This window comes from Acinetobacter schindleri, assembly GCF_010918895.1.
In the GTDB taxonomy this organism is placed as follows: domain Bacteria; phylum Pseudomonadota; class Gammaproteobacteria; order Pseudomonadales; family Moraxellaceae; genus Acinetobacter; species Acinetobacter schindleri.
Window position 1 is genome coordinate 2,960,850 of sequence record NZ_CP044483.1, and the last position, 24,263, is coordinate 2,985,112.

The 24,263-nt window shown below is 42.9% G+C and carries 25 protein-coding genes; 15 read left to right on the forward strand and 10 right to left on the reverse strand.

Annotated features, from left to right (window positions below):
• Nucleotides 1-323 precede the first annotated feature (323 nt).
• The gene (locus FSC11_RS14095; RefSeq protein WP_163167545.1) at nucleotides 324-1,523 is read left to right on the forward strand and encodes an MFS transporter; all 1,200 of its coding nucleotides are present in this window, start codon (nucleotides 324-326) and stop codon (nucleotides 1,521-1,523) included.
• Between the two features lie 44 nt (nucleotides 1,524-1,567).
• Here the strand turns inward: FSC11_RS14095 and gshB are convergent, their stop codons facing one another.
• Nucleotides 1,568-2,515 (reverse strand): glutathione synthase, encoded by a 948-nt coding sequence (gene gshB / locus FSC11_RS14100; protein ID WP_163167547.1) that lies wholly within the window; start codon nucleotides 2,513-2,515, stop codon nucleotides 1,568-1,570.
• A 118-nt stretch (nucleotides 2,516-2,633) separates the two neighbouring features.
• Between gshB and FSC11_RS14105 the strand changes: the two genes are divergently transcribed.
• From FSC11_RS14105 to FSC11_RS14120, 4 genes are all read left to right on the forward strand, one after another.
• Nucleotides 2,634-2,843 carry a DUF3565 domain-containing protein gene (locus tag FSC11_RS14105; protein ID WP_004813770.1) on the forward strand — a complete coding sequence of 70 codons (210 nt, stop codon included), beginning with the start codon at nucleotides 2,634-2,636 and terminating at the stop codon, nucleotides 2,841-2,843.
• Between the two features lie 171 nt (nucleotides 2,844-3,014).
• Nucleotides 3,015-3,431 carry a hypothetical protein gene (locus FSC11_RS14110; protein ID WP_163167549.1) on the forward strand — a complete coding sequence of 139 codons (417 nt, stop codon included), beginning with the start codon at nucleotides 3,015-3,017 and terminating at the stop codon, nucleotides 3,429-3,431.
• Between the two features lie 42 nt (nucleotides 3,432-3,473).
• On the forward strand, nucleotides 3,474-5,216 hold the full coding sequence (locus FSC11_RS14115) for a copper resistance system multicopper oxidase (RefSeq protein WP_163167551.1): 1,743 nt from the start codon (nucleotides 3,474-3,476) through the stop codon (nucleotides 5,214-5,216).
• Complete coding sequence (locus FSC11_RS14120; RefSeq protein ID WP_163167553.1) at nucleotides 5,203-6,081, forward strand: copper resistance protein B; 879 nt, start codon at nucleotides 5,203-5,205, stop codon at nucleotides 6,079-6,081. Before FSC11_RS14115 ends, FSC11_RS14120 begins: the two co-directional genes overlap by 14 nt.
• A 226-nt stretch (nucleotides 6,082-6,307) precedes the next feature.
• Here FSC11_RS14120 and FSC11_RS14125 read toward each other — a convergent pair whose 3' ends face one another.
• From FSC11_RS14125 to pyrE, 3 genes are all read right to left on the reverse strand, one after another.
• On the reverse strand, nucleotides 6,308-7,081 hold the full coding sequence (locus FSC11_RS14125) for a glucose 1-dehydrogenase (protein WP_163167804.1): 774 nt from the start codon (nucleotides 7,079-7,081) through the stop codon (nucleotides 6,308-6,310).
• Nucleotides 7,082-7,178: 97 nt separating this feature from the next.
• Nucleotides 7,179-8,393 carry an alpha/beta hydrolase family protein gene (locus FSC11_RS14130; protein WP_171521720.1) on the reverse strand — a complete coding sequence of 405 codons (1,215 nt, stop codon included), beginning with the start codon at nucleotides 8,391-8,393 and terminating at the stop codon, nucleotides 7,179-7,181.
• A gap of 370 nt (nucleotides 8,394-8,763) precedes the next feature.
• A complete protein-coding gene (pyrE, locus tag FSC11_RS14135) occupies nucleotides 8,764-9,414 on the reverse strand; it encodes an orotate phosphoribosyltransferase (protein ID WP_004813787.1) in 651 nt (216 codons plus the stop codon).
• Between the two features lie 40 nt (nucleotides 9,415-9,454).
• Here pyrE and FSC11_RS14140 point away from each other — a divergent pair, with 40 nt between their 5' ends.
• Complete coding sequence (locus FSC11_RS14140) at nucleotides 9,455-10,273, forward strand: exodeoxyribonuclease III (protein WP_163167558.1); 819 nt, start codon at nucleotides 9,455-9,457, stop codon at nucleotides 10,271-10,273.
• Between the two features lie 485 nt (nucleotides 10,274-10,758).
• Nucleotides 10,759-11,109 (forward strand): Spx/MgsR family RNA polymerase-binding regulatory protein, encoded by a 351-nt coding sequence (locus FSC11_RS14145; protein WP_163167560.1) that lies wholly within the window; start codon nucleotides 10,759-10,761, stop codon nucleotides 11,107-11,109.
• Between the two features lie 92 nt (nucleotides 11,110-11,201).
• On the opposite strand, the gene FSC11_RS14150 is transcribed toward FSC11_RS14145, so the two are convergent.
• Entirely contained in the window at nucleotides 11,202-11,639 is a 438-nt protein-coding gene (locus tag FSC11_RS14150) for a DUF2147 domain-containing protein (RefSeq protein WP_004813793.1), read from the reverse strand.
• A gap of 158 nt (nucleotides 11,640-11,797) precedes the next feature.
• Here FSC11_RS14150 and FSC11_RS14155 point away from each other — a divergent pair, with 158 nt between their 5' ends.
• Together FSC11_RS14155 and FSC11_RS14160 are read left to right on the forward strand one after the other, a co-directional pair.
• The gene (locus FSC11_RS14155; RefSeq protein ID WP_163167562.1) at nucleotides 11,798-12,709 is read left to right on the forward strand and encodes an alpha/beta hydrolase; all 912 of its coding nucleotides are present in this window, start codon (nucleotides 11,798-11,800) and stop codon (nucleotides 12,707-12,709) included.
• A 282-nt stretch (nucleotides 12,710-12,991) separates the two neighbouring features.
• Complete coding sequence (locus FSC11_RS14160) at nucleotides 12,992-14,194, forward strand: GGDEF domain-containing protein (protein WP_163167564.1); 1,203 nt, start codon at nucleotides 12,992-12,994, stop codon at nucleotides 14,192-14,194.
• Nucleotides 14,195-14,236: 42 nt separating this feature from the next.
• Here FSC11_RS14160 and dsbD read toward each other — a convergent pair whose 3' ends face one another.
• The 4 genes from dsbD to FSC11_RS14180 form a co-directional block, all read right to left on the reverse strand.
• A complete protein-coding gene (gene dsbD / locus FSC11_RS14165; RefSeq protein ID WP_163167567.1) occupies nucleotides 14,237-16,060 on the reverse strand; it encodes a protein-disulfide reductase DsbD in 1,824 nt (607 codons plus the stop codon).
• Nucleotides 16,061-16,078: 18 nt separating this feature from the next.
• Nucleotides 16,079-16,834, reverse strand: coding sequence for a transporter (locus FSC11_RS14170; RefSeq protein ID WP_163167569.1), 756 nt, complete (start codon nucleotides 16,832-16,834; stop codon nucleotides 16,079-16,081).
• Nucleotides 16,835-16,860: 26 nt separating this feature from the next.
• On the reverse strand, nucleotides 16,861-17,403 hold the full coding sequence (locus FSC11_RS14175; protein ID WP_004890821.1) for an ankyrin repeat domain-containing protein: 543 nt from the start codon (nucleotides 17,401-17,403) through the stop codon (nucleotides 16,861-16,863).
• Between the two features lie 128 nt (nucleotides 17,404-17,531).
• Nucleotides 17,532-17,897: an HPF/RaiA family ribosome-associated protein gene (locus tag FSC11_RS14180; RefSeq protein ID WP_004813805.1), complete on the reverse strand. Its 366-nt coding sequence runs from the start codon at nucleotides 17,895-17,897 to the stop codon at nucleotides 17,532-17,534.
• 239 nt (nucleotides 17,898-18,136) lie between these two features.
• On the opposite strand from FSC11_RS14180, the gene puuE reads away from it, so the two are divergent.
• The 6 genes from puuE to FSC11_RS14210 all read left to right on the forward strand — a co-directional run bounded on the left by puuE (nucleotide 18,137) and on the right by FSC11_RS14210 (nucleotide 22,932).
• Nucleotides 18,137-19,111, forward strand: a complete 975-nt coding sequence (gene puuE / locus FSC11_RS14185) for an allantoinase PuuE (protein ID WP_163167571.1) — start codon at nucleotides 18,137-18,139, stop codon at nucleotides 19,109-19,111.
• A 145-nt stretch (nucleotides 19,112-19,256) separates the two neighbouring features.
• Entirely contained in the window at nucleotides 19,257-19,760 is a 504-nt protein-coding gene (gene uraD / locus FSC11_RS14190) for a 2-oxo-4-hydroxy-4-carboxy-5-ureidoimidazoline decarboxylase (protein ID WP_163167573.1), read from the forward strand.
• Nucleotides 19,757-20,083, forward strand: a complete 327-nt coding sequence (gene uraH / locus FSC11_RS14195; RefSeq protein WP_005220531.1) for a hydroxyisourate hydrolase — start codon at nucleotides 19,757-19,759, stop codon at nucleotides 20,081-20,083. Before uraD ends, uraH begins: the two co-directional genes overlap by 4 nt.
• A gap of 39 nt (nucleotides 20,084-20,122) precedes the next feature.
• Nucleotides 20,123-21,481, forward strand: a complete 1,359-nt coding sequence (locus FSC11_RS14200) for a nucleobase:cation symporter-2 family protein (protein ID WP_163167575.1) — start codon at nucleotides 20,123-20,125, stop codon at nucleotides 21,479-21,481.
• A gap of 120 nt (nucleotides 21,482-21,601) precedes the next feature.
• Nucleotides 21,602-22,336, forward strand: coding sequence for an outer membrane protein OmpK (locus tag FSC11_RS14205; protein ID WP_163167577.1), 735 nt, complete (start codon nucleotides 21,602-21,604; stop codon nucleotides 22,334-22,336).
• Between the two features lie 77 nt (nucleotides 22,337-22,413).
• A complete protein-coding gene (locus FSC11_RS14210) occupies nucleotides 22,414-22,932 on the forward strand; it encodes a GNAT family N-acetyltransferase (protein WP_163167579.1) in 519 nt (172 codons plus the stop codon).
• 127 nt (nucleotides 22,933-23,059) lie between these two features.
• On the opposite strand, the gene hpxO is transcribed toward FSC11_RS14210, so the two are convergent.
• Nucleotides 23,060-24,217, reverse strand: coding sequence for an FAD-dependent urate hydroxylase HpxO (gene hpxO / locus FSC11_RS14215; protein WP_163167581.1), 1,158 nt, complete (start codon nucleotides 24,215-24,217; stop codon nucleotides 23,060-23,062).
• Nucleotides 24,218-24,263: the final 46 nt, after the last annotated feature.

Consider the following 24,263-nt stretch of genomic DNA (forward strand, 5'->3'; position numbering starts at 1 on the left):
TACTTTATTTCAACGAGCGTTTCATTGTTTTTTTTCACACGATTTTAAAGTTTAAACTGTATTTATAATCAGGTCTGCATTTTTATTCAATTTTCAGAAAAAAAACGGATTTTATTAATTGATTTCAATGATTTCTTTTTTATAGATATAAAACAGATTTTATCGCAGGATGAAGCGAAAACATTATTGCACTGATCACTATTTTTCAGACCTAAACTTAGGTCTAAACAGCATGAAATTTATTCTTTTTCTATGTTATTTATATTCTTAATAAATACCATCAATTCTTTAATGAATTGATTTAACAGATAAAGCGATGACAGATGTCAAAAATTTCAGTGCATGACAGCTGGGTGATCCTGGCAGGTTATCTGGCCGCCATTCATGTCGGCAAACTCTCTGCGGTAATTCCAATTTTGCAGCAGGACTTAGGACTCAGTTTTACCCAAGCAGGTTTTTCCCTGTCTCTGGTTCAAGGCGCGGGCATACTGTTTGCACTCAGTATTGGTGCATTCTCTGAAAAATTTGGTCTAAAACGTTGCCTGATTCTGGCACTAACGATTCTAGGGTTCAGCAGTATTGCAGGACTCTGGATTCAACATGTCGCTGCATTATATTTTTTTCGTTTTACCGAAGGCATCGGCTTCCTGACCATCTCCCTGTGTGCACCAGCCATTCTGAAAAGGATCAGCCGACCAGAACATCTGAATTTCAAGATGGGATTGTGGAGTTCCTATATGGGTGTAGGGGTGAGTCTAGCCGTTCTGTGTATTCCGATATTGCTGGAATGGCTGCAATGGCAGACTATCTGGGTTTTACTCGGTGGATTGTGTCTGTTGATTGCCTTAATGGTACATCGTTATCTGCATCTTGAACCGCAAGTACCCACCTCTGAAACCGCATCATCATCGGCTACCAGTTCTTCTTTCTGGGAAATTGTTCGGGTCACCATTACTCATCCACCAATTTTATGTCTGGCGGTAATTTTTGCCTGTTATACCAGTCAGTGGCTGACTGTAATCGGCTTTTTACCGAGTATGTATGTCGCGAATCAGATTGATTTAAAAACTGCAGGTATGTTGGCTTCACTGGTCGTGGTTTCCAATCTGGGTGGTACCTTTGGTGCCGGTATGCTGTTGCAACGTGGCTGGCAGCCGAAAACCCTGCTCTGGACTGGTTTTATCAGCATGATGCTGACCAGCTTTCTGGCCTTTGCCGCGCGTTCCTGGTTGATGCTGGAATTACAGGTACTGAGTGCTGTATTGTTTTCACTGATTGGCGGAATTATTCCGACGACTGTTTTTGCCATTACCCTGAAATATGCACCTCAGGCCAATACCGCGGCAGCCAGTGTCGGCCTTGTTCTTCAAGTTTCGGCATTTGCACAGTTTTTTGTCCCGCCACTGAGTGCATCACTGGTTTCTACGACCGGACAATGGGCCAATATTGCACTGGTTACTGCCTGCCTTTCGATACTCGGTCTGATGATGAGCAGCTATCTGTTCCGACGGCATGGTAAATAAAAAGAGCCTCAATAGAGGCTCTTTTTTATTTATAACTGCAAATCTTAGGCCTGCTTGACCCCTGCTTCCAGCACATCAAACAGGTCATCCGCAATCGAAGTCCCAAACTGGGTATCAATTTCACGGATACAGGTTGGGCTGGTCACGTTAATTTCAGTAACATAGTTACCAATCACATCCAGACCCACGAAGACCAGACCTTTTTCACGTAAAAATGGGCCAACTTTTGCAGCAATGGCTTTATCATTTTCAGTTAAAGGACGCGCTTCCCCCAGACCACCTGCTGCCAGATTGCCACGCACTTCACCATTTTGGGGAATACGTGCCAGACAGTAAGGTACCGGTTCACCATTCACCATCAAAATACGTTTATCGCCTTCAACAATTTCTGGAATATAACGTTGTGCCATGATGGGCTGAGTCCCATTATTGGTCAGGATTTCGATAGTCGAACCGATATTTACTCCGTCCTGATACAGACGAAAAATCCCCATTCCCCCCATGCCATCTAAGGGTTTAACAATGACATCACCATGATCTTTAATGAATTCACGTATCAGGCTTTGTTGTGAAGTCACTAAAGTTGGTACTTGCAGTTCCGGGAACTGGGTGGCAAACAGCTTTTCATTACAGTCTCGCAGGCTTTGCGGCTTGTTAATGATCCAGGCACCTTCACGTTCAGCCTGTTCCAGGATATAAGTTGCATAGACAAAATTCATGTCAAAAGGTGGGTCTTTACGCATTAACACCACATCATATGCCGCGATGGATTCTTTATGTTTTTCACCTAATTCATAGTAATGATTATAGTCTTCAAACACCTGTAGCGATGAGATCAAACCAAATGCTTTACCCTGATCAATATACAAATCTTGCTGTAATGCATAACCCAGTTCATGACCACGGCGTGCGGCTGCCCAAAGCATCGCCATGGTTGAATCTTTTTTCAGGTTTACATTTTCGATGGGATCCATCACAACAAGTACGCGCATATTTCTGTGCTCTTTTTTCAAAATGAATTTGGCAATGAGTATAGCCGAGATTATTCTTTTGTTTATTCAGATTTTGCATGAGTATGTATGCATTCTTGTGTTAAGGATGAATCTAAAGATGTTGCAAGCTATCGTCGGTTTTCATTTAGATGAGGAAAATCATTGGGTCGCTGAACTGGCCTGTGGACATGGTCAACATGTACGGCATGATCCGCCCTGGCAAAACCGTCCCTGGGTCATGACTGAATCAGGTCGAAGGGAAAAACTGGGCATAGAACTGGACTGCAAAAAATGTGAGGAAACACAGCAGTCCGATAAAGATGATTGATTAGAATAACCCTGACTGCTTATCACAAGCTTTCTAATTTTTAAATAAATCTTTCAGCTTCTTTGGAATATTTAAGCTATCTGCATTGTTAAGTGCTCCTGTATTATTGCCAAATCCCTGCAGAACTTTTATGCTTAAAAATAATACGCATTCTGCGATTCAAGGTGCTTCGTGCTGCAACGCTTTTTTCAACAGGCTTGGTTTATTCTGCTGATGGTTTTTGCCATCGGCTGGGGCGCTATGTCCGTAGCATCCGCGAACTCCAGGCATCTGATTCAAATGCAACAACAGCCTTGTGCCAAACAAATGGTACATGGTGATCAGCACGCCTCACAGATGGCTACCATAGAACATGCAACGCATGCTCCCGCTTCTCAACACTGTGATAATCAAGCTTCGACTCAACAACATGAATGTCTCGATTGTAACTTTAGTGCCTGCCAAAGCATGATGAGCTGGTTAAATACCGAACCACAGCCGTTGACTATATTGCACCCCTACGAAGCCAATACCGAACTTTCTTTCCCTTATATTGCCCGTCACCTTAGCGGTTACTGGCAAGATATTCTCCGCCCTCCCAAAACCTGATCCGAATTTTTAAATATTTTTAATAAATTTCAGGATCAAGTTATGTCTATCAAATTTCGTCACAGCCTGCTTGTAGGCTTATGTATGATCTCGTCCTCTGCTTTTGCCGCAGTGAAAGAATACCATCTGATTATTGATGACGGTAAACTCAATCTGACCGGGAAACCTGTGCAGCGTATTACCGTCAATGGTCAGTTCCCGGCTCCGACACTTGAATTTACAGAGGGCGATGAAGCAATTATTCATGTACAGAATAATCTGGATCATCAGGATTCTTCCCTGCACTGGCACGGCCTGTTATTACCCGGCCTGATGGATGGTGTGCCTGGCTTTAACGGATTTCAGGGCATTAAGCCTGGACAGAAGTTTAGCTACCGTTTCAAGGTACGCCAGAATGGTACCTACTGGTATCACGCCCACTCCAAAGGTCAGGAACAGGATGGGCTGTACGGTGCGCTGCTGATTCACCCTAAAAATCGAAATACGATTCCTGCCCATGAAAAAACTGAGCGTGACTATGTGGTGATGCTTTCAGAATTTCATGAACAGAGCAGCCAGTCTATTCAGAATAACCTGAAAAAATCAGCAGATTATTACCAGAACCAGCGTGAAACAGTGGGTGATATTTGGCAGCAGATCAAACGTGATGGTCTTAAGGCAACCTGGTCAGACCGCAAGATGTGGAACCAGATGCGCATGCTCAAAACCGACCTGTCCGATGTCAGCGGCTATACTTTTCTGGTAAATGGCAAAACGCCTGAACAGAACTGGACCGGACCGTTCCAGTCGAATGAAAAAGTGCGTCTACGCTTTATCAATGCCGCAGCCATGTCCTTTTTTGATGTACGTATTCCAAATCTGAAAATGACTGTAGTCAGTGCTGATGGCCAGCCAGTCAAACCGGTCAGTATTGATGAATTCCGCATCGGTGCCGCAGAAACCTATGACGTGATTGTAGAACCCACTGCAGCACACTATCAGATACAGGCGGAATCAATTGACCGTTCCGGCTTTGCCTTGGGCAGCCTGCATGACCAGACACAGGCCATGCCACATCACATCAGCCAACCTGCAGTCCGTCCCCGTGCTTTATTAACCATGCAGGATATGGGACATGGTGAACAACACGAAATGCCACAGCATATGCCTGCTGGTCATAGCATGCATTCGGAAAAATCTTCAGATGATGAGCCTGCTCAACACGATCTGCATGCACAGCATTCCATGCCAAAACAAAAACAGCCTGCCAGACCTGTTGAAGGCTGGGCCAATGCGTCCACACCTGTGGGGCATAAAGCCCTGCAGTATCGTGATCTGAAATCCTTATTTCCTCAGCCGGATGTTCGTGAACCGGAATCGGAACTGGTGATCCGTCTCGGTGGCAATATGGAGCGTTACATCTGGACCATCAATGGCAAGAAATATAGCGAAGCCGAGCCTTTGCAGGTGAAGTATGGTCAGCGTATCCGGCTGAAATTCATCAATGACAGCATGATGGCACATCCAATGCATCTGCATGGCATGTTTATGCAACTGGAAAATGGTCAGCCTGCAGGTGATCTGCCAAATAAGCACACCATTGTGGTGCCACCCGGCAAAACAGTCACTGCGCTACTGACTGCCGATGAACTGGGTGAATGGGCAATTCACTGTCACCTGCTCTATCACATGAGCGCTGGTATGATGAACAAACTGATTGTGGCACATGTCAATGATAATCGCATCAATGGGACTGCTAAACCGCAATCAGCTCAATCACAAGGAGATGCTCATGCACACCATTAAAATAATAAAGCGCTCCCTGTCATTGGCAGTTAGTTTGCTGATGAGTTCTACCGTATTTGCCGAAACGATGCAGCATGATCACACCATGATGCAAGAATCTGCCTCTGTTCATATACATCAGCAACATCGTATAGATACCCAGCCCTCCCCATCTGTTGTTTCCACCGACAGGGTAAAGAAGACTGACCATGAGCATAAACACGAGCATGGTGGACAGATTTATACTGTGCTTGAACTGGATCAGCGCTGGCAAACTACAGGACATGGTCATGGCAAATTTCAGTCAGACAATGAACTGAAAATTGGTACGGATGAAAACAGGCTGGTGCTTAAACTGGAAGCTGAAAAGACTGAGTCCAGACCAGATGAATACGCTACCAAACTGCTATATAGCCGTATGGTTTCGGACTTCTGGGATATGCAGGCCGGTCTGGGTTATCAGGAACATTCGCTTGAAGTGAACCAGCAATACACCAAACAGGAACACTGGAATGCCGTGCTTGGTTTACATGGGCTGGCACCATATTTCTTTGAAACTTCGGCTTATCTGGAAGTGGGTCAGGATGACTATGTAGCATTGAATTTTGAGGCTGAACGCGATCTGCTTTTGACTCAAAAACTGATTCTACAACCTTATCTGCAAGTGGAAGCGATCTTAAATGATGGTTCCCCTTATGCAGAAAAGACCGGACTGCGTGAAGCTGCATTGGGTTTGAATACCCGTTATGAAATAACGAAGCAGGTCATGCCTTATATTGATATTGCCTACCGTTACGAGCAGGAAAGCCAGTGGGAAAATGATCAGCTCATGTCAAATTCTGAAAAAGATTGGATTTATGGGCTTGGGATGAAGTTTAGATTTTAGCTTCTACCCTTTCTGAAGATTATAAAAAAGGAATTGATCCTGACGATTTAGGGGTCAATTCCTTATATATCATTTTGGTATGAGCTAGATTTCATATAATGTCCATTATGCTAAATGGAAGCGGCTAGCTGGGATCTGTGTAGCTTTAAGTCTGTTGTCATGTATCCAAATACAGATTGCACCTCATATTCAATTTATAAGAATTTTAGACTTTAGACAGCACTCTTTAATCAAGTGTTTGTACACCCCCACCATTTACAAATAGGGTTTGTCCAGAAATCCATGATGAAATAGGTGAGGCAAAGAATAACACTGCTCTCGCAATATCTTCAGGTTCACCTAACCGTTGTAATGGTGTGTGAGAAAGCATTGTTTTTTCAATCTCAGGCTTCAGTACTTTTTCTAGTGCTGCGGTACGAATCGCTCCAGGACCTACAGCATTAATACGTATATTTGGACCAAAATCATGTGCCAAATTAGCGACCATATGGTTTAAAGCAGCTTTTGATGATGCATATCCACTCATAGCAGGGCTTTTGTTAATTGAACTCATAGAGCTGATATTTATGATTGAGCCGTCACCCGCTTTATTCATATGCGGTGCGACGAGTTGACACAATCGCCAAGCAGCAAACACATTAAGCTGAAAATCACGTTCTATAGTATCTACGGTAATTTGATCAGGAGATTCACGGCCACCGCCACCTCCTCCAGCATTGTTCACTAAGATGTGAATGTGACCAAAAGTTTCGATTGTTTTATTCACTGCATTGACCAATTGATCATCTTGCAGAATATCGCATGCAACATATTCTATGTTGCGTCCAGTTAGCTTCTTGATCTCTTCAGCTGTATGTTTAGCTGCTTCTAAATTTAAATCGGCAATCATAACGTCCGAGCCTGCTTGTGCAAGAATGAGAGCGCTGGCTTTCCCAATACCTGCTGCACCGCCTGTTACAAGTGCTATTTTATTCGTCAGTGATAATAAACTTGGTGGCATCATTTTGATTTATTTCCATTTGTATATTAAAACTCGAAATATTTAATTTTTATACTGCGTAGCTTTATTTTGAGTTCAAAATCCTAAATCTACCGTATCATTTTGAATTGCAGGTATTTACAGTTTTCCCTTGTTCAACTGAATTGATAAAGCTTCCAATCAGGAATTCACTTTGTCTAAAAGAGTCACGATGATCTCCATTCTTGACGGGGTGAAAGGAAATAGGTTTTTGCTTCTTACATACTTGCTGATAGTAAGCATAAGTACCACGATAATCTACAAGCTGGTCTTTATCACCTTGTACAATTAGAAGCGGCACAGTAGGTGTCATATTCTCAATAGACTGTTTTTTTAAATAATTTGTCAAAGGTGTCAAATTTATATTCGGTTTAAAAACTGTTTTAGGTGCTGCCTTTAGATCAGATTGTAATTCTGACAAACAGCGACTACGTGCATAGTTTAGAATTTCTCCCATTTCTGGGCTAACTAAATTTGCTGGAGCAAGGCTAGGATCTGCAGCTTCCGCACCGAGAAGAACGATTGGAAAAAATGCCGCAACACTTGTTTCAATTTGAGAATGGGTTTCTACGTATTCAGCGATTCCTTGGTATTGATAGCCACCTGGTGCGAGTGCAATGGCACCTCTTAAATTGAGTTCAGGTGCATTTTTTAGGCCATCAGCAGCAACCTTAAGGGAAGCTGCGCCTCCTTGACTATGACCCATAACATACCAATTTTTACTAAATTTATAAGGCTTTAAAAGGTGGGTCGCCCGTACGGCATCAACGACAGTGTGCAACTGGCTTTGTGCATTCATATAGGGATGACCACCTGGAGTTCCTAGACCCTGATAATCTGGTGCAACAACTGCATATCCTCGCGCAAGCCAGGCATTTAAAGCTTTAGCAGCTATTTGCTGATATACATGAACTGGTCCATCGACATAGTCTGCAGAGGGTGCACAAGTATCTGCTACACCGGTTGTACCATGTGCCCAGGCCAAAACTGGCCAGCCATCTTTAGGAGGATTGCCTTTAGGCAATAAGATAAACCCGGAAGTAACAATAGGTTCGGACTGTATTCCTCTACTACGATAAGTGATTAAGAACCGCTGTGAAGCATTCGTAAACAGATCGATATTCTCTTCTTGTATGGATAAGATTGTTCCTGGCGTTTTGCTAGAGATATTAGACGTTTGGATTTTACTATTATTGGGAAAGACAGGAGAGGCTATTACATATGTTGAATTTAAGCATAGACAGCTTAGGATCAATTTTAGAATGGGATGTTTAATTTTCATTACTGCCACCATCTTTTTTATAATCTAATTCTTAATGTAGCAGATTTATCTTATTTTCTAAATAAAGCATTAAAAAATTGGTATGAATTTAAGTTTTATAATGATGGTTGAATTTTTCTTTTATTATGTTATTTTCATAAAAATTATATAATTTTCTAGAATTAATATAACGCATACAGTACAAAACCAATTTAATTATTAAATATAAATCAAATACTTATTTAAATATGAAATTTTATGTTTTTCAAATAGATTTTTTAATGATTTTTTATGTTTCATATTTAATATTTCAATAAGTTTCACAACTTTATATACCTTTACTAAATAAACTATAAAAAAAGGAAGCCTCAGCTTCCCTTTCTTTTATACAAACACTGAAATTTTAGATCCCATATTTCAAACGATAGTCTTCCATTTTTGCTAACGCGTCTTTGTCGCCTTTAGTATCGAGGTAATCCATCAAGTCTTTCATGGTAATCAGTGCATGCACCGGAATTTCCAGTTCTTTTTGTACTTCCTGAATCGCAGAAAGCTCACCTTGACCTTTTTCCTGACGGTCTAATGCGACCAGCACACCCGCGATTTGCGCACCGGCATTTTTCAAGATGGTGACCACTTCACGAATTGCAGTACCTGCTGTAATCACATCATCAATGATCCAGACTTTTTTACCTTCTACAGCAGCACCAACAAGTACACCGCCTTCGCCATGATCTTTGGCTTCTTTGCGGTTAAAGCCCCAAGGCACACTCACGCCATGATTTTGCGATAATGCAACTGCGGTTGCCGCCACAAATGGAATACCTTTATATGCAGGACCAAAGATCACTTCAACATTGTCACATTCAGTCAGTTTTGCTGCATAGCCAGATGCCAGGCCAGTCAACGCTTCGCCATCATTCAGCAAACCTGCGTTGAAAAAATAAGGACTCACACGACCTGATTTTAAAGTAAACTCACCAAATTTAAGCACACCGCGTGATAATGCGAGTTCGATAAAAGCTTGCGGGTTAAACTGAGCTGGCGTTGACATGAGGTGCTCCTAAATCCATTAATTAAGGTAAGACTTGCGCATGATACCAAAGAGTAGCTATCCAGGTGATCAAAAAATTCTTCGTGTCGTTTCAATTAATGTCAACGGCTTACGTTCATCCGTGACCAAAGGTCTGCTGGAGTGGATGGAAAAATCTGACGCAGATGTGATTTGCATGCAAGAAAGCCGGATTACCCATGCGCAGTGGACCGATAAATTTAAACCTGAAGGTTGGTATACACACCTGTTCCCGGCTGAACGTCCAGGTTATGCCGGTACCGCAATTTATAGCCGCCTGCCTTTTGTTTCCCTGACCGATGGTCTGGGCTTTGAACTGGCAGATTCTCAAGGCCGCTTTATTGCTGCCGAATTTGACTTAGGTTTAGAGAAAACAGCACATATCTGTTCGCTGTATCTGCCATCCGGTTCATCGGGTGATGAAGCACAGGCGCGTAAAGATCACTTCTTGGATGAATATAAAAAGATCCTGAAACAATGGCGCGATGAAGATAAATCTATCATTGTATGTGGTGACTACAATATCGTGCATAAACGCATCGACATTAAAAACTGGTCAGGTAACCAGAAAGCCTCGGGTTGCTTGCCACATGAACGCGCCTGGCTAGATCACATCTATGATGATCTGGGCTACGTCGACACTTTCCGTGAAGTACGCAAAGAAGCTGAGCTATACTCATGGTGGTCGAATCGCGGCCAGGCCCGTGCCAAAAACGTAGGCTGGCGGATTGATTATCAAGCCTGTTCACCCGACTGGAAAGAGCGTACCGTAAATGCCTGGGTGTATAAAGATGAATGGTTTAGTGACCATGCTCCAGTAATTATTGACTACAAACTTTAATCCCACAGATAAACTCAGTGAACAATTGTTCACTGAGTTGGTGTTAATCACTTACATAACAAGACGTATTAACAGCTATTTTTAAAGCTAAATACACAGCATTATATTTACACGGCACAAGGACATGTCAGGATGACAGCAAAAGGACAGGAAGCCGTAGGAAGAAATAAAACAGACTACAAGATTTAGCTTGTTTTGCATGGATGTGACATCGGACGTTGAGATGAGACCCGCATAATCAGGATGATTAGATGCGGGTTTTCTCATTTTAGCGTCTCTATAACATTAGCCGCTTCTCATTTCTTTTTATTCTGCGCCCTTATCTTCATCACTATTTTGCACAAATCGGATGTCAATTTCATGACATTCCTGTATCTGCTATGTATCTATTTTTATCTCATTTTTTACCTGGGTTTTGCTTCCTACTCATGGTTGTAATCATTAAATTTCGCTAAGCTACAGTAAAATTTAGATGGGTGATGATCATGTTGAAGATCTATGGAATTAAAAATTGCAATTCAATGAAGAAAGCATTTGATCTGCTGAGTGAACTGGGTTTGAGCTATGAGTTTCATGACTATAAAAAACAGGGAATCGATGCTGAAACTCTAAAAACCTGGCTGGATACATTGGGTCAGGAAGTTGTGCTGAATAAAAAAGGTACCACTTGGCGCAAACTCAGTGAAGAAGAGCAGCAAACCGCCTTGGCAAATGAAGAGAATCTGCTTGCTGCCTTAATGACTCATACCAGTCTGATTAAACGTCCAATTCTGGCAACCGGTTCAGGTTTTATCGCGGGTTTTGATGAGACTGCCTATCGTGCGCTGAATAATTAAAGCGAACTGATAATAAAGTTCAATATAGCAACCGATTTATAGCCACAAAAAAGCCTGACAATCGTCAGGCTTTAACAGTCTCAGACTCAGAATCAGTTTGCACGAATCCAGGTCTGGTTACGGCCCAGCGCTGCTACACCAATAAAGCCACGTAGTTGCAGCTTCTTACCACCATCAGCCAGGTTACCTTTTAGCTTATAGGTCTTACCTGATTGCGGATCAAGAATCGAACCACTTTCATAGTTGGTACCGCCAACATTTTTCAGACCTTTAACAATGGTCAGGCCTTTCAGAGATTTGTTGTGATATGGACCTTCACATTTTGTGCAGGCATTTTCTTCACCTTTGGTCAAAACCTTCTGAATGCTGGCACTTAAAGTCCCATTGCTTTGTTCAGTAAATTTTACAATCGCCTTTGGCTGATTGGTTTTGTCATCAATTGTTTTCCAGACTGTTCCGTTTAAAGGATCTGCGGCATTCGCCAATGCACTTAAACCCAGTAGTCCTAACATAAGCGCGATTTTTTTCATTTTTGTTTCTTTCCCTAAGTCTGTGAGTAGACCGTTGTAGTATTAATTAAGTCACAACAATTTTTCAATTTCTGGATGTGACTATCTAGTGTAACCTTGTAAATATTGTTGGTAAATAACATACCAGACCAATGAAAACATAAAAAGATGGAAAGAAAATGAAGATTAGTCCCCTTACGAAACAGTTAATTACAGAAACGATTTTAAAGATTTCCATCCGTAAACCCAGCCAGTTTAATCTCCCGCCTGCTGCGCTCAGAAAAGCCCTTGAGCAGTTCTGCAAACTTTTTCCTGTAGACAAAAATATTGAAATACGATCCTTAAAACTGGCAGGGCTGAATGCAGAGGAAATCAAGCCACAGCAAGAAGCTACCCAGCTGATTTTCCATATTCATGGGGGTGCCTTTTATTTGGGTTCAATGAAGACCCATCGTGCTTTTATGACCCAGATTGCTGCCCGTACCCAGATGCAGGTGCTGCATGTAGATTATCCACTTGCTCCTGAAGCACCTTATCCAGCCGCCCTGGATGCCGTTTTCAATGTGTATATGCAACTGTTAGATCAAGGCGTGCAAGCCAAAGACATCATTCTCTCTGGAGATTCTTGTGGAGCAAATCTGGCACTGGCGCTAGCCCTGAAAATTCAAAAACTGGAACTTCCGCAGCCCAGTGGTCTGATCCTGCTTTCTCCATTTGTTGATCTGACCCTGACCAGTGAATCCTTGCGCTACAATCAGGTACATGATGCCCTGTTATCCATTGAAACATTAGAAAGTGGCATTCAATACTATGTACCTTCGTCGATTGAGCATGGCAATCCTGAAGTATCACCTTATTTTGCCGACTTAACTGGTCTGCCACCCATGCATATTCAGGTCGGTTCCAAGGAAATTCTGCTGGATGATGCGCAGCGTCTCCGTGATAAGGCCCTCGCAGCAGGGGTTGAAGTAGAGTTCAAACTATATACAGGTATGTGGCACAATTTTCAGATGTTTAGCGCTTGGTTTGATGAGGCCCGACAATCTCTGGCTGATTTAGCAAACTTTGCACACCGTCTGGATCGGGACTAAAAGCCCAGTTTTTATATTTTCAATTTTCAGGATGGTGCAGGAAAATTTTCTATTTGGTAAATATTTAAAAAGCCAAATGCATCACTGTGACCTGCCCATCCTGTAATCTTTTCGCATGTTACAACAATGTAAATTTCAAACTTTACTAAAATGACCCAGCTGTACAAAATATAACCATTCTCTTTCGCAGTATATTCATGTTATCTTAAGCCAAAGAAATAAAACATTTTATTTATTACGATATTTATAATTTAGAATGGTCATTATAGGATACAGCCTTGTATGAAGCGTATCTCGCCTGCTCTGCAAGCTATTTTCAAGTATAAAATTACCAAGTATCTGGTTGAAGAAGAAGTGGTGATGAATTGGGGGGTACTGAAAAAATGTATCCTCATGCTTGTACTTGGCTGTGGTATCCATCTCAGCTGGATGCTTTGGGATATCTTTGTTTTACTCAGTCCTGAATATTGGCAATATGTGGATATAAGCGTGGCAAAAATGCAGATTATCCTCAATAGCCTGTTTTTACTGATTTTGCTTTGCCTGATTTATCCCTGTTATAAATTTCGAAATAACACCCGCATCGAACGTTATCTGCCCTATATCTCAGTTGGCATCTTTGTGGTTTCCCTTTGCCGTGATGCCTATATTGTTGGTGTCGTCAGCCCAGTAGCCATGATTGCCTATGTGAGCCTGATTACGGTAGGGCTGGTCCTGTTTTCTCGAACGCTGGTATATAGCATGCTGATTCCAGCCTCAATTTTTCTCAGTATTTGCGGTTATTTGAGCTATACCGGTCAGCTTACTTATTCACCACTTTTTACCATTCCAGGCAAACTGTTCTATAACGGTTTCTGGCTGGTATCCATGTTGTATTTTATTCTGCCTATTCTGGCTATCTGTATGATGCTGTTTGAAATCCTGCTCAGCCAGTGGCGACACCGTGAAAAACTGATCCAGCACCTAAGCCAGATTGACCCATTAACCAATCTGTTTAACCGACGTAGTATCAATCAATGTCTGGATAAACTGAATAGCGTGAAACTGGAAAGTTATGCCTTAGTTTTGTTAGATCTGGATCATTTCAAGAGAATTAATGATTACTATGGGCATCATAAAGGTGATGAAACCCTGATCCGGGTTAGTGAGGTGCTCACCTTGCTGCTACGTGAAAGTGATGTGGTTGGCCGTTTTGGTGGTGAAGAATTTATTCTGATCCTGAAAAATTCCAATCTGGAAAAGGCGCGTCAGGTTGCAGAACGTTGCCGTGCTGCAATTCAGCAGCTGGAAATTTATAGTGATGATGGTCAGCGCATTCATGTCACTGCAAGTTTTGGTATTGCATTATCTAGTCCAGAACTTCGCCCACAACAGTTATTGAGTCAGGCAGATAAAGCCCTGTATCAGGCCAAAGCGAGTGGTCGTAATCTGGTTAAAGCCTATAACGCTACACTTGATGGCGGGATGCAACTGCATCATTTGTGATTTAATTGACTTTTCCATAATTGCACACTGCATAAAATTATTTTATTGCGCTTGAGCAAAACGTTCTATTTGTTCTAATAATTCAGCTTCAGTAAAAGCCCCAGTCAAACGCAAGCCGCGAATTTCCTGTTGTTGATCATTCAAGAAGAGATATGTAGGTGGACCTAGAATTTCCCACTGATTTAACAGTGCTTGATGCGTTACATCATAATGACTGAGATCCAGTTTAATCAAAAAATACGGTGCCAAAGCCTGCTGTACCTGAGCTGATTTTAGCACCCGGTGTTCGATAGGCTGACAGGCCACACACCAGTCGGCATAGACATCGATAATAACTCGCTGCCCTTTTGGTACTGTAGCCAGTAACTGCTCAAAATCGGTAGCAGTCGCTGCGACATGCCAAATCGCCTGTTGCTCAGAAGTTTCAACAAACAAGCGCTGACTGTGCTGATACTGACTATAAATAATATACGGCACTGCCGTTGCCAGGCAGATAATATACAACCATCGCAGTCCGGTATTTTTCCAGAACAGCCGTGCCAATATGTAGGCCACAAAGCTTAAGCCCAACCCAAGAGAGAGCCACTGTAGTGTTGCTTCTGAAATCAAGGGGCGGATAAAATACAATGCCAGCGCCAGCATGATAAAAGCAAACAGAACCTTGACCTGATTCATCCAATGTCCCGCTCTAGGCAATATACGCGAACCGAGAACACTGGCGAGTAGCAAAGGAGCTCCCATACCAAAGCCTAAGGTAAATAGAAGCAAAGCACCCTGCCACTGACTTTGGGTTTGAGAAATAAACAGTAATGCCCCTGCCAGCGGTGCTGTCATACATGGACCCACCAACAGTGCTGAAACCATGCCCATAATACTGGCACTGACCAGAGTCCCACCCTGCTGCATGGCTTGAACCTGATCCAGTCGATGTACCAAACGCTGTGGCAACTTGATTTCAAACAGACCAAACAGGTTGAGGGCAAAAGCCACAAATAATAAGCTAAAGGTAATTAAAGTAGCGGGCTGCTGTAGCCAGCGCTGGAAATTCAGTCCGGCAGAAGAAGCAATCAAGCCTAGTAATGCATAGACCAGAGCCATACTGGTGACAAAGCACAAGGCAACCATCCAGGCCTGCATTCCGCGTCGATCCCGCACAATCAGTGAGGTCAAGATCGGTAACATTGGCAAGGAACAAGGCGTGAAAGCCAGCAGCATACCTAAGCCAAAAAACAGCAACAGGCCATAGCCTAATGAACTTTCTGCCAGTTGTTCAGACCATTTCTGGTCTTTGGCAGCAAAGCTGGAGCCATCCTTACTATCTAATGTACTCACCTCGACAGATTCAGAACTATTATTCAGAATAGTATTTTGCTGGTCTGATGAATTGCTCAGATCAAGTAACTGTTTAGAACTAGCTGCTGTAAGCTGATATTGCACCAAACCGGACAGATCAGTTTTAAATTCAACTGTTTGTGGCGGATAGCAGAGCCGATCTTTGGCACAACCTTGCCAGGTCACCTGATAGGTTTGCGAGGCTTGTGTCGGAATATTGAACTGTAATTGTTGATAGTAAACCTGAGTCTGACCGTAATTATCATCATGCAAGTCTTCAGCGGGTGGCAAATCCAGTTGCATTGTTTGGCCACCCTGCTGAACTTCTACCATATGCTGATAAATATAATAATTTTCAGGAATTTCCCAGCTCAGTTCCGCCCGCTGCGAACTGCTGGAAATCGCCGTAAATGGAAAAGCCTGATCAGGCGGCAATAAAGGTGCTTGCGCCTGTACTGCACAACTCAGCAGCAGGCTCCCGAACAGGATTCGGGAGCCAGATCTACTCCAGGCTTTCAGTTTTTCGGCATCCATGACGACTGGTCAAAACTCCTAGAACAGGAACGCTACGCCCAGACCTGAGGTATAACTCTTGTCAGCACCATTCAGATCCACGCCCACGCTGGCATCCAGCTGAACACGATCATTCAGGGCATACATTACGCCTGTACCTAGCCCATATTCATAATCCTGGCTTTCAGCCTTGCGATAGACAAATTCCGAGAACCCTGACCATTTGTCAGTAATTTTATATTCCAGTGTGGGTACGGCTTGGACGGCCCACTGGTCATCTTGCCATTCATAGCGCATGGTGATTGAAGTATTGACCAGATCATTATATTGATAAGCCACAGCTGAACTTAAACTATAAATATCTTCTTCATTACTAAAGCCTTGATTACCCGTCGCAATCAGTGCTTCAGCCAGTAAAGCCATCGAAAGTCGCTCATCATCCAGATCAATGGCTTTTTTCAAACCAATACTGATATCACCGAGGCCATCATCTTCTGATTTAATGCCATCTATTTTACTTTTAGACCAGGATGGACCCTGCCAGCCCAGTTGTAATTCCAGGCTGTCACTTAAACCGGTACGCAACAACATATCGGCATTGAGTGTGGTGCTATAGTCATTGCCTGATTCAACATAGCTGGCAGAAGGCAGGCCCTGTTCCCAGGCTAACTGCCCTACTGGTATTGTCGTCGTACTAAACCCCGTGCCTGGACGGTCGAAAGCAAAATCTGCAGCAAATACCTGCGCGCTCGCACTTGCCAGTGCCACAAAACCCAATGTCTTTAATGTTGTCATAGATTGCTACTCTTTCTTTTTAAGTCTTAACCGAGTTCTTTGGACATCTTCGCGCCACGGCTACGCAGCAGTTCCAGTGTCTGCTTTTCTTCTTCTAATGCTTCTGCCCAGTTAACTTCATCAAAGTCACAGTCAAAGAACAGATCACAGATTGAAGATAGAATCGTCAGGCCGTCTTCATCCCGGGTATTTGGATCGACATTTTCATCCAGTAAACGTTGTACGGCCGGTACACAGGCAGCACTGGCGGCGTCCCAAAGTGGACCATAAATTTCTTCGGCATCCCACAAGTGCAGATTCACTTTGGCTGCAATCAGGGCATCCAGAATATCAAGATGCACTTGAAGCTTCTGTTGTTTTTCTTCGTTAGATAGAACATTGCCTGCTTCATAAGCCTCGCAAACTTCTTCCCACCATTTGAACAGACCATCTGACCAGACAGAAATGACCGGACCTTTTTCCATATCAATAAAATTTGGGTTGAGTCCATCTGCCAGGAGCTTTTTCACCTGATTCAGATCCAGTTCTTCGAGTGCTTGCACAAAAAGCTGTTGTTGCGCAGTTAACATGATGGAGCTCACTTCAATTCGTTTTCGACTATTATGCCGAATAAAGCAGGATTTGTTTTATTCTCATTCGTTTATTTTATCTAAAATTGAAAAAAGCCCCGTAGGGGCCTTTTTCATCTGTAAACTTTTTATTCTTCTATATCTGTAACCGTTTCTTCGGCAAGTTTTAGCGGATTACCACGCACATTGTCTTTTTTCTCAATTACATGTTCCAGGCTGCGTTTTAAACGGTCGATGGCCCCACGAATTGCGGTATCAATATTGTGACCATGATGGTTGACCACAATTGGCTTCAAGCCAGCAGGACGTGCTTCGATCATGCAGCGAATATCATCATCGCCACCTTTTGCGGCATTTTCATCACTAAGATGCACTGAGAAATGGGTAATACGCTCACTGTGGCGCTGGAATTCTTGATTTAATTCGGTACGAACGTAAGTAATTAGACGATCACTATTGCGAATATTTTTATCGGTACGGAGTTCAATGTTCATAAAATACCATCCTCAAATCATTGTAACTTTTTAGTGCAGATTTTTTATCTTGGCACGTTTGTAGCTTGCTGTTTTGTATTGCATTTCACTTCTTCAAATCGTTTTGGATTAACCCTCCACATTGAATGATGAACACATTTTTGAGTCTGCAGAACCGTGTCCTTATACTTTGAATATCGGTCCTCTCTTAAAAATATGCAAGTGATATTTTGATTTTTTTAGCAAAAGGACAACCAATAGTGACAACTGCTTACTTACGCGGAAAACAATTGATTGAAACGATACAAAAGCAAGAATATTCACGCGATTTAATCGGCTATCACGGCACTCCCCCACATGCACAATGGCCCAATGCTGCCCGGATCGCGGTACAGTTTGTATTGAACTATGAAGAAGGCGGTGAAAATCATGTCGAACATGGTGATAGCGGTTCCGAGCAGTTTCTGTCCGAAATCGTGGGTGCTGCCAGTTTTCCAGCAGTACACCGCTCCATGGATTCAATGTATGAATATGGTTCACGTGCTGGCTTCTGGCGTATTCATGAGGAGTTTCAAAAACGTGGCTGGCCTATGACAATTTTTGGAGTCGGTATGGCACTGGCTCGTAATCCTTATATCGTCGAGGCCATTAAGGCGGCTGATTATGATGTGGTCTCACATGGTCAGCGCTGGTTGCATTATCAGGATATGGATATTGAAATTGAACGTCAGCATATGGATCAGGCCTTAAGCGTGCTGACTGAACTCTTTGGTGAAACGCCAATTGGCTGGTATACCGGACGCGACAGTCCTAATACACGTCAATTATTAGCTGAATTTTCTCAGATTAAATATGACTCTGATTATTATGGTGATGACCTCCCATTTTGGAGCACCTTAACTGAACCAAATGGTCAAAAACGCCCTCATTTGATCATCCCCTATACATTAGAGTGCAATGATATGAAGTTTAGCTCTCCGGGTGGTTTCAATTCAGGTGAGCAATTTTACCAATATTTAAAAGATGCCTTTGATGTGCTCTACAGTGAAGGGGAAACTGCACCAAAAATGATGTCAATTGGCATGCACTGTCGCCTGCTCGGACGTCCGGGACGCTTCAAAGCCTTGCAGCGCTTTATGGATTATGTACAGAGCCATGACAAAGTATGGGTCTGTCGTCGTAACGATATTGCACAACATTGGTACACCCACCATTTTCCTGCGCACCAGGACTAATCATTCACTGAAATCACCCAAAGAGAGCATGCTGCTCTCTTTTTTATTTTGACCTTCAGGTGGACTCACTTGTCATACGATTGTCGGCACTTTGGCATTGTTATTGCAATTTCCAGTGAGAAACACAGATCACAAAGCTTAAATTATGCAATTAACTGAATTTAACCAGGCATCTGACAGCGATATTGAACTGCTGCTCAAGCAGTGTGTGCATATTGACCGTTGGGCTGAAGAATTAAAGCAGCAACGACCTTTTACTTCACGCGATGAGCTGCTCGAAGCTGCCAAAAGACAGGCACAGACCTGGACTTGGGAAGAAATTTCCAAGGCGCTCGCAACCCATCCTCGGATTGGTGAAAAGCAGGCACAGACCGCTTTAACCGCCAAAGAAGAAGGTTTTTCCGAGCGAGAACAAGCCGCGATTTCACAAGATGAAGAAACTCAAGCCGCTTTGCTAAAAGGCAATCTGGCCTATGAGAAAAAATTTGATTTCATCTTCCTGATTCGCGCAGCAGGTCGTAGTAGCGAAGAGATTCTGACAGCATTGAATTACCGCCTGGTGAATGATCTGGATACTGAAAAGCGTATTGTTCATCAGCAACTTTTAGAAATTGCTTTGTTACGTCTGGCACAGGAGATTGATTCATGATCAGCACCCATATTCTTGATACTCATCTGGGTAAACCTGCAGCCGATGTTGAAGTCAAATTAATGGATGCCACAGGTCAGGTATTGGCGACTGCTAGCACCAATAATGATGGCCGGGTACTGGTGCCGGATTTTGGCTTAGACATTATTAGCACCGGTGACTACAGCATCGAGTTTGCAACCAAAGCCTATTTTGATGTCCAAGGCTTGGCTACATTTTTCCCAAAGGCTGTAATCCATTTCAGCATTTTAGATGCTGCTCAGCATTATCACATTCCATTACTCATCAGCCCTTTTGCTTATTCGACCTATCGCGGTAGTTAAGTTAGCCCGCTCATTATTCAGAATAGAGAAGGATTTTATATGTCAGAACAAGAAAAAACTGTCTCACCCGAACACGAATTTTTAGGGGTTGGAAAAAGTGCGGCTTATGGCTTGCAGCATGTATTGACCATGTATGGCGGTATTATTGCCCCTCCCCTGATTGTGGGTACTGCCGCAGGCCTGAGCGGTATGGAAATCGGTCTGTTGATTGCCGCAGCACTATTTGTGGGTGGTCTGGCAACAATTTTACAGACAGCAGGCGTGAAATATGTCGGTGCTCGCTTGCCTTTGGTACAAGGGGTATCTTTTGCTGGCGTAGCCACTATGGTGGCGATCGTGACCACCGGAGGAGGATTGCAGGCAGTCTATGGCGCGGTAATTGTCTCTGGTCTGATCGGTTTCTTCCTGGCGCCCTATTTCTCTAGAATTATTCGGTTTTTCCCACCGGTAGTTACTGGCTGTGTGATCACCATCATTGGTCTGTCTTTACTGCCAGTTGCAGTACGCTGGATGATGGGTGGCAACAAAAATACTGAAAACTGGGGTAGTGCAGAAAATGTTAGCTTAGCGCTAATGACCTTAGCTATTGTGATTTTGCTGAATTTATCCCGCAATGCCACAGTACGTCGTTTGTCCATTCTGCTATCTATTGTATTAGGAAGCATAATTGCAGGTTTAATCGGCTTCGGTGACTTTTCTAAAGTGGCAGATGGTGCATGGTTACAATTCCCGAGTTTTTTTGCTTTTGGCATGCCTACTTTTGAACTGACAGCTATTCTTTCCATGTTGATTGTGACTTTGGTGATCATGACTGAAACCACGGCTGATATTATTGCAGTTGGTGAAATTGTTGGCACCAAAGTCGATGCTGACCGTATTTCTGATGGTTTGCGTGCGGACATGCTATCGAGTGCCGCAGCCCCTATCTTCGGTTCGTTTATGCAAAGTGCTTTTGCACAGAATGTTGGACTGGTAGCGATTACTGGAGTTAAGAGCCGTTTTGTCGTGACCGCAGGCGGCATTATTCTGGTGGTACTGGGCTTGCTACCAATTATGGGCCGTTTAATTGCGTCTATTCCCGTACCGGTGCTGGGGGGCGCAGGCTTGGTGTTATTTGGAACAGTTGCAGCCAGTGGTATTCGTACCTTAGCGAAGATTGACTATAACGAGCAAAAGAACCTGATCATTGTAGCAACGTCAATTGCTGCCGGTATGGTGCCTATTATTGATCATAGTTTTTATGCAGATTTTCCAAAATGGGTTCAAACTTTATTCCACTCTGGTATTAGTTCAACCTGTTTAATGGCCATTTTACTGAATATCTTATTCAACCATTTAAACTGGTTTCAGCCTAAGAGTTTGGCCAATGCTGAACCGGTAGTAGATAGCCACCACTAAACCTGGGTTAAAAAAGTTGGTCGGAATATTGCATATAAATTTCAGTTACCGATCAATTTTCACTTTATTTTTACTTATTAATCTGTATGCTTTATCTGCTTTCTTGGGGGAGATCTTTAAATGAAACTTACACAAATCGCTGCACTCTGTGCTTTGGCTTCTACTGCGGCTGTTACTCAGGCAGCACCTATCTGGCAAGACTTCAGTCTTTCTGGTCTATATGGCGAAAGCTATAAATCACCATTTCCTAGTGGCGATGAAAAGCTTGACCAAACCACGATTACTGCTGAATATGCCGCAGGTCTTAAGTATGGTGATTTTTTTGCTTTTGCAGACCGTAGTAATACTGACTTTGGTAATGAAACCTATTTCGAAGTTGCACCACGTTTAAGCCTGGGCGCTGTAACAGGTCAAAAACTTGAATTGGGTCCAATTAAAGACGTTCTTATCGCGACAACTTGGGAAGGTAGTGCTGGTGGTGCTGATTTTAACAACTACTTATATGGTATTGGCTTCGCATTAGATATTCCTTATACCAGTTATGCAAATATCAACTTCTATAAAGCTGATAACGATGATACTGACGATGATTATCAGATGACCATCACTTATGCAGTGCCATTTAAAATCGGTTCTGAAGAATTCCTGGCAGATGCTTTCCTGGATTGGTCAACTGCTGAAGATGATCATAAAAGCGAACTTAACTGGACTTCACAATACAAATGGAATGTAGGCAAACACATTTCTCCAGAAACTAAGTTATATGTAGGTATCGAGCATTCTGTCTGGAATAACAAGTACGGTAGTGACGTTGACCAACACGACGTCAGCGCTCTTGTGAAGTATCACTTCTAAGAGATGTTATCTTAAAAGCAGAACTTCGGTTCTGCTTTTTTTATTTCTTTAATTTAACTTAATCAGTAGGTGGTTCAATGAGTGCAGTTCAGATCCGTACAGCCAATATAAACGACCTTGAAAGTATCCTTAATATTTATAATCAGGAGATTATCAACGGTACTGCCACCTGGAACCATACTGCGATGGCATGGTCAGATATACAGGCCTGGTTCAAAACCCTTCAAGATCAGAGCTATCCGGTACTCGTTGCAGAACATCAGCCTACAGCTAAAGTCATTGGCTATGCCAATTATGATGAGTTCCGTAGTATTCAGGGTTTCTCTAAAACAATTGAACATGCGGTCTTTCTACATCCTGACTACACTGGTCAAGGGATAGGAAAACAGTTGTTATTGCGCTTGATGGAAATTGCCAGCAGGCAGGGCATGCATATCATGGTGGCAGCAATTGATTCGGAAAATATAGCCTCCATTCATTTACATCGAAAACTTGGCTTTATTCAAACGGGTTATATGCCACAGGTGGGAGAAAAATTTGGTCAGTGGCGTGATCTGGTCTTGCTTCAGCTGAACCTGGATCAAAATTCACTTTAGATTTTTCTATATTAAAAACTGACTGCAACAAGAAAATACAGAGATAAAAAAAAGGGCTTACGCCCTTCTGCTGATCAATCATTGTTATTATTTTATATGCTTATTATCATGAATTTTCATACAAGTTTCAGTCCAAAGGGTTACCGATAATATTGCTAATAATGCCTTTCATAATATGTGGGCCATTTTCACGACGTAATTCTTCATACCATTCCATTGTTACCTCTTTATCTTTCATATGAGTGACATCACAGCGCTTACGCGCACGCAGCACCAGTTCATTCGCACGTTCATTGCGTTTATTTTGATAGCGACGTAACGAGTCCTGTAATCCCAGTGTGTTAATCTGAAGTGCACGAGCCAGATAGATGGCATCTTCCATCGCTTGACACCCGCCTTGACCAATATCTGGCGTTGTACTGTGGGCCGCATCACCAACAATGACCACATTGCCTTTATAAAAATCGGCAAATGGTTCGATGTCATGAATTTCGACACGATTGGTACGCTGCTCATCAATTGCCTCAATCAGCTTTTGAACCTGAGGGCACCAGTCTTTAAAGTATTCTTTGAGTAATGTTTTATATTGGCTACGCTCATTCTCCAGCCCTACTGGCAAGGGCACATCAAAAAAGAAGTAGAAACGGTTATTTGCAACCGGCATCAGTGAAGCACGTTTACCCTCACCGACAAAAGTGGTCCATTGATCAGCAGGGGCTAAATCTTCCGATACCTCAACCAGACCATTCCAGTTCACATAACCGGCATATCGACGCGGTACATTTTCACCAAGCACATAAGCGCGGGTCATGGAATGGGTTCCATCGGCACCAACCAGCAAGTCTGTTTGAATTTCTGAACCATCTGCAAAGCTAACGGTGACCTGTTGTCCATCATCATTGAGCGCCACCATTTTTTTACCGAGATGAATATCAGCATGACCAAATTCATCCATCAGCATATTCTGTAATTCGGCACGAGAGACCGGATATGGACGCTGTCCCACTTCTTCAATCAGCGGATAAAGGCTGAACTGGGTCATAACATCGCCAGTCACGCCATCAACATAAGCCAGATTATCCATCTGCCCGCCCAGTTGGGCGACCTGGTCAGTTAAACCTAAATAATTCAGGCATTTCACCCCATTGGACCAGAGAGAAATCGCAGCACCCACAGGCAAAATCTGTTCGGCCTGCTCATAAATGCTGACCTGATGTCCGAACTTCTTTAATGCAATGCCTGTGGTTAAGCCCGCCATCCCGGCGCCAATAATGGTGATATTCATTGTTCCCCCTAAGTTCATAAATGTTGATCCATCTCAGGGAGACAAA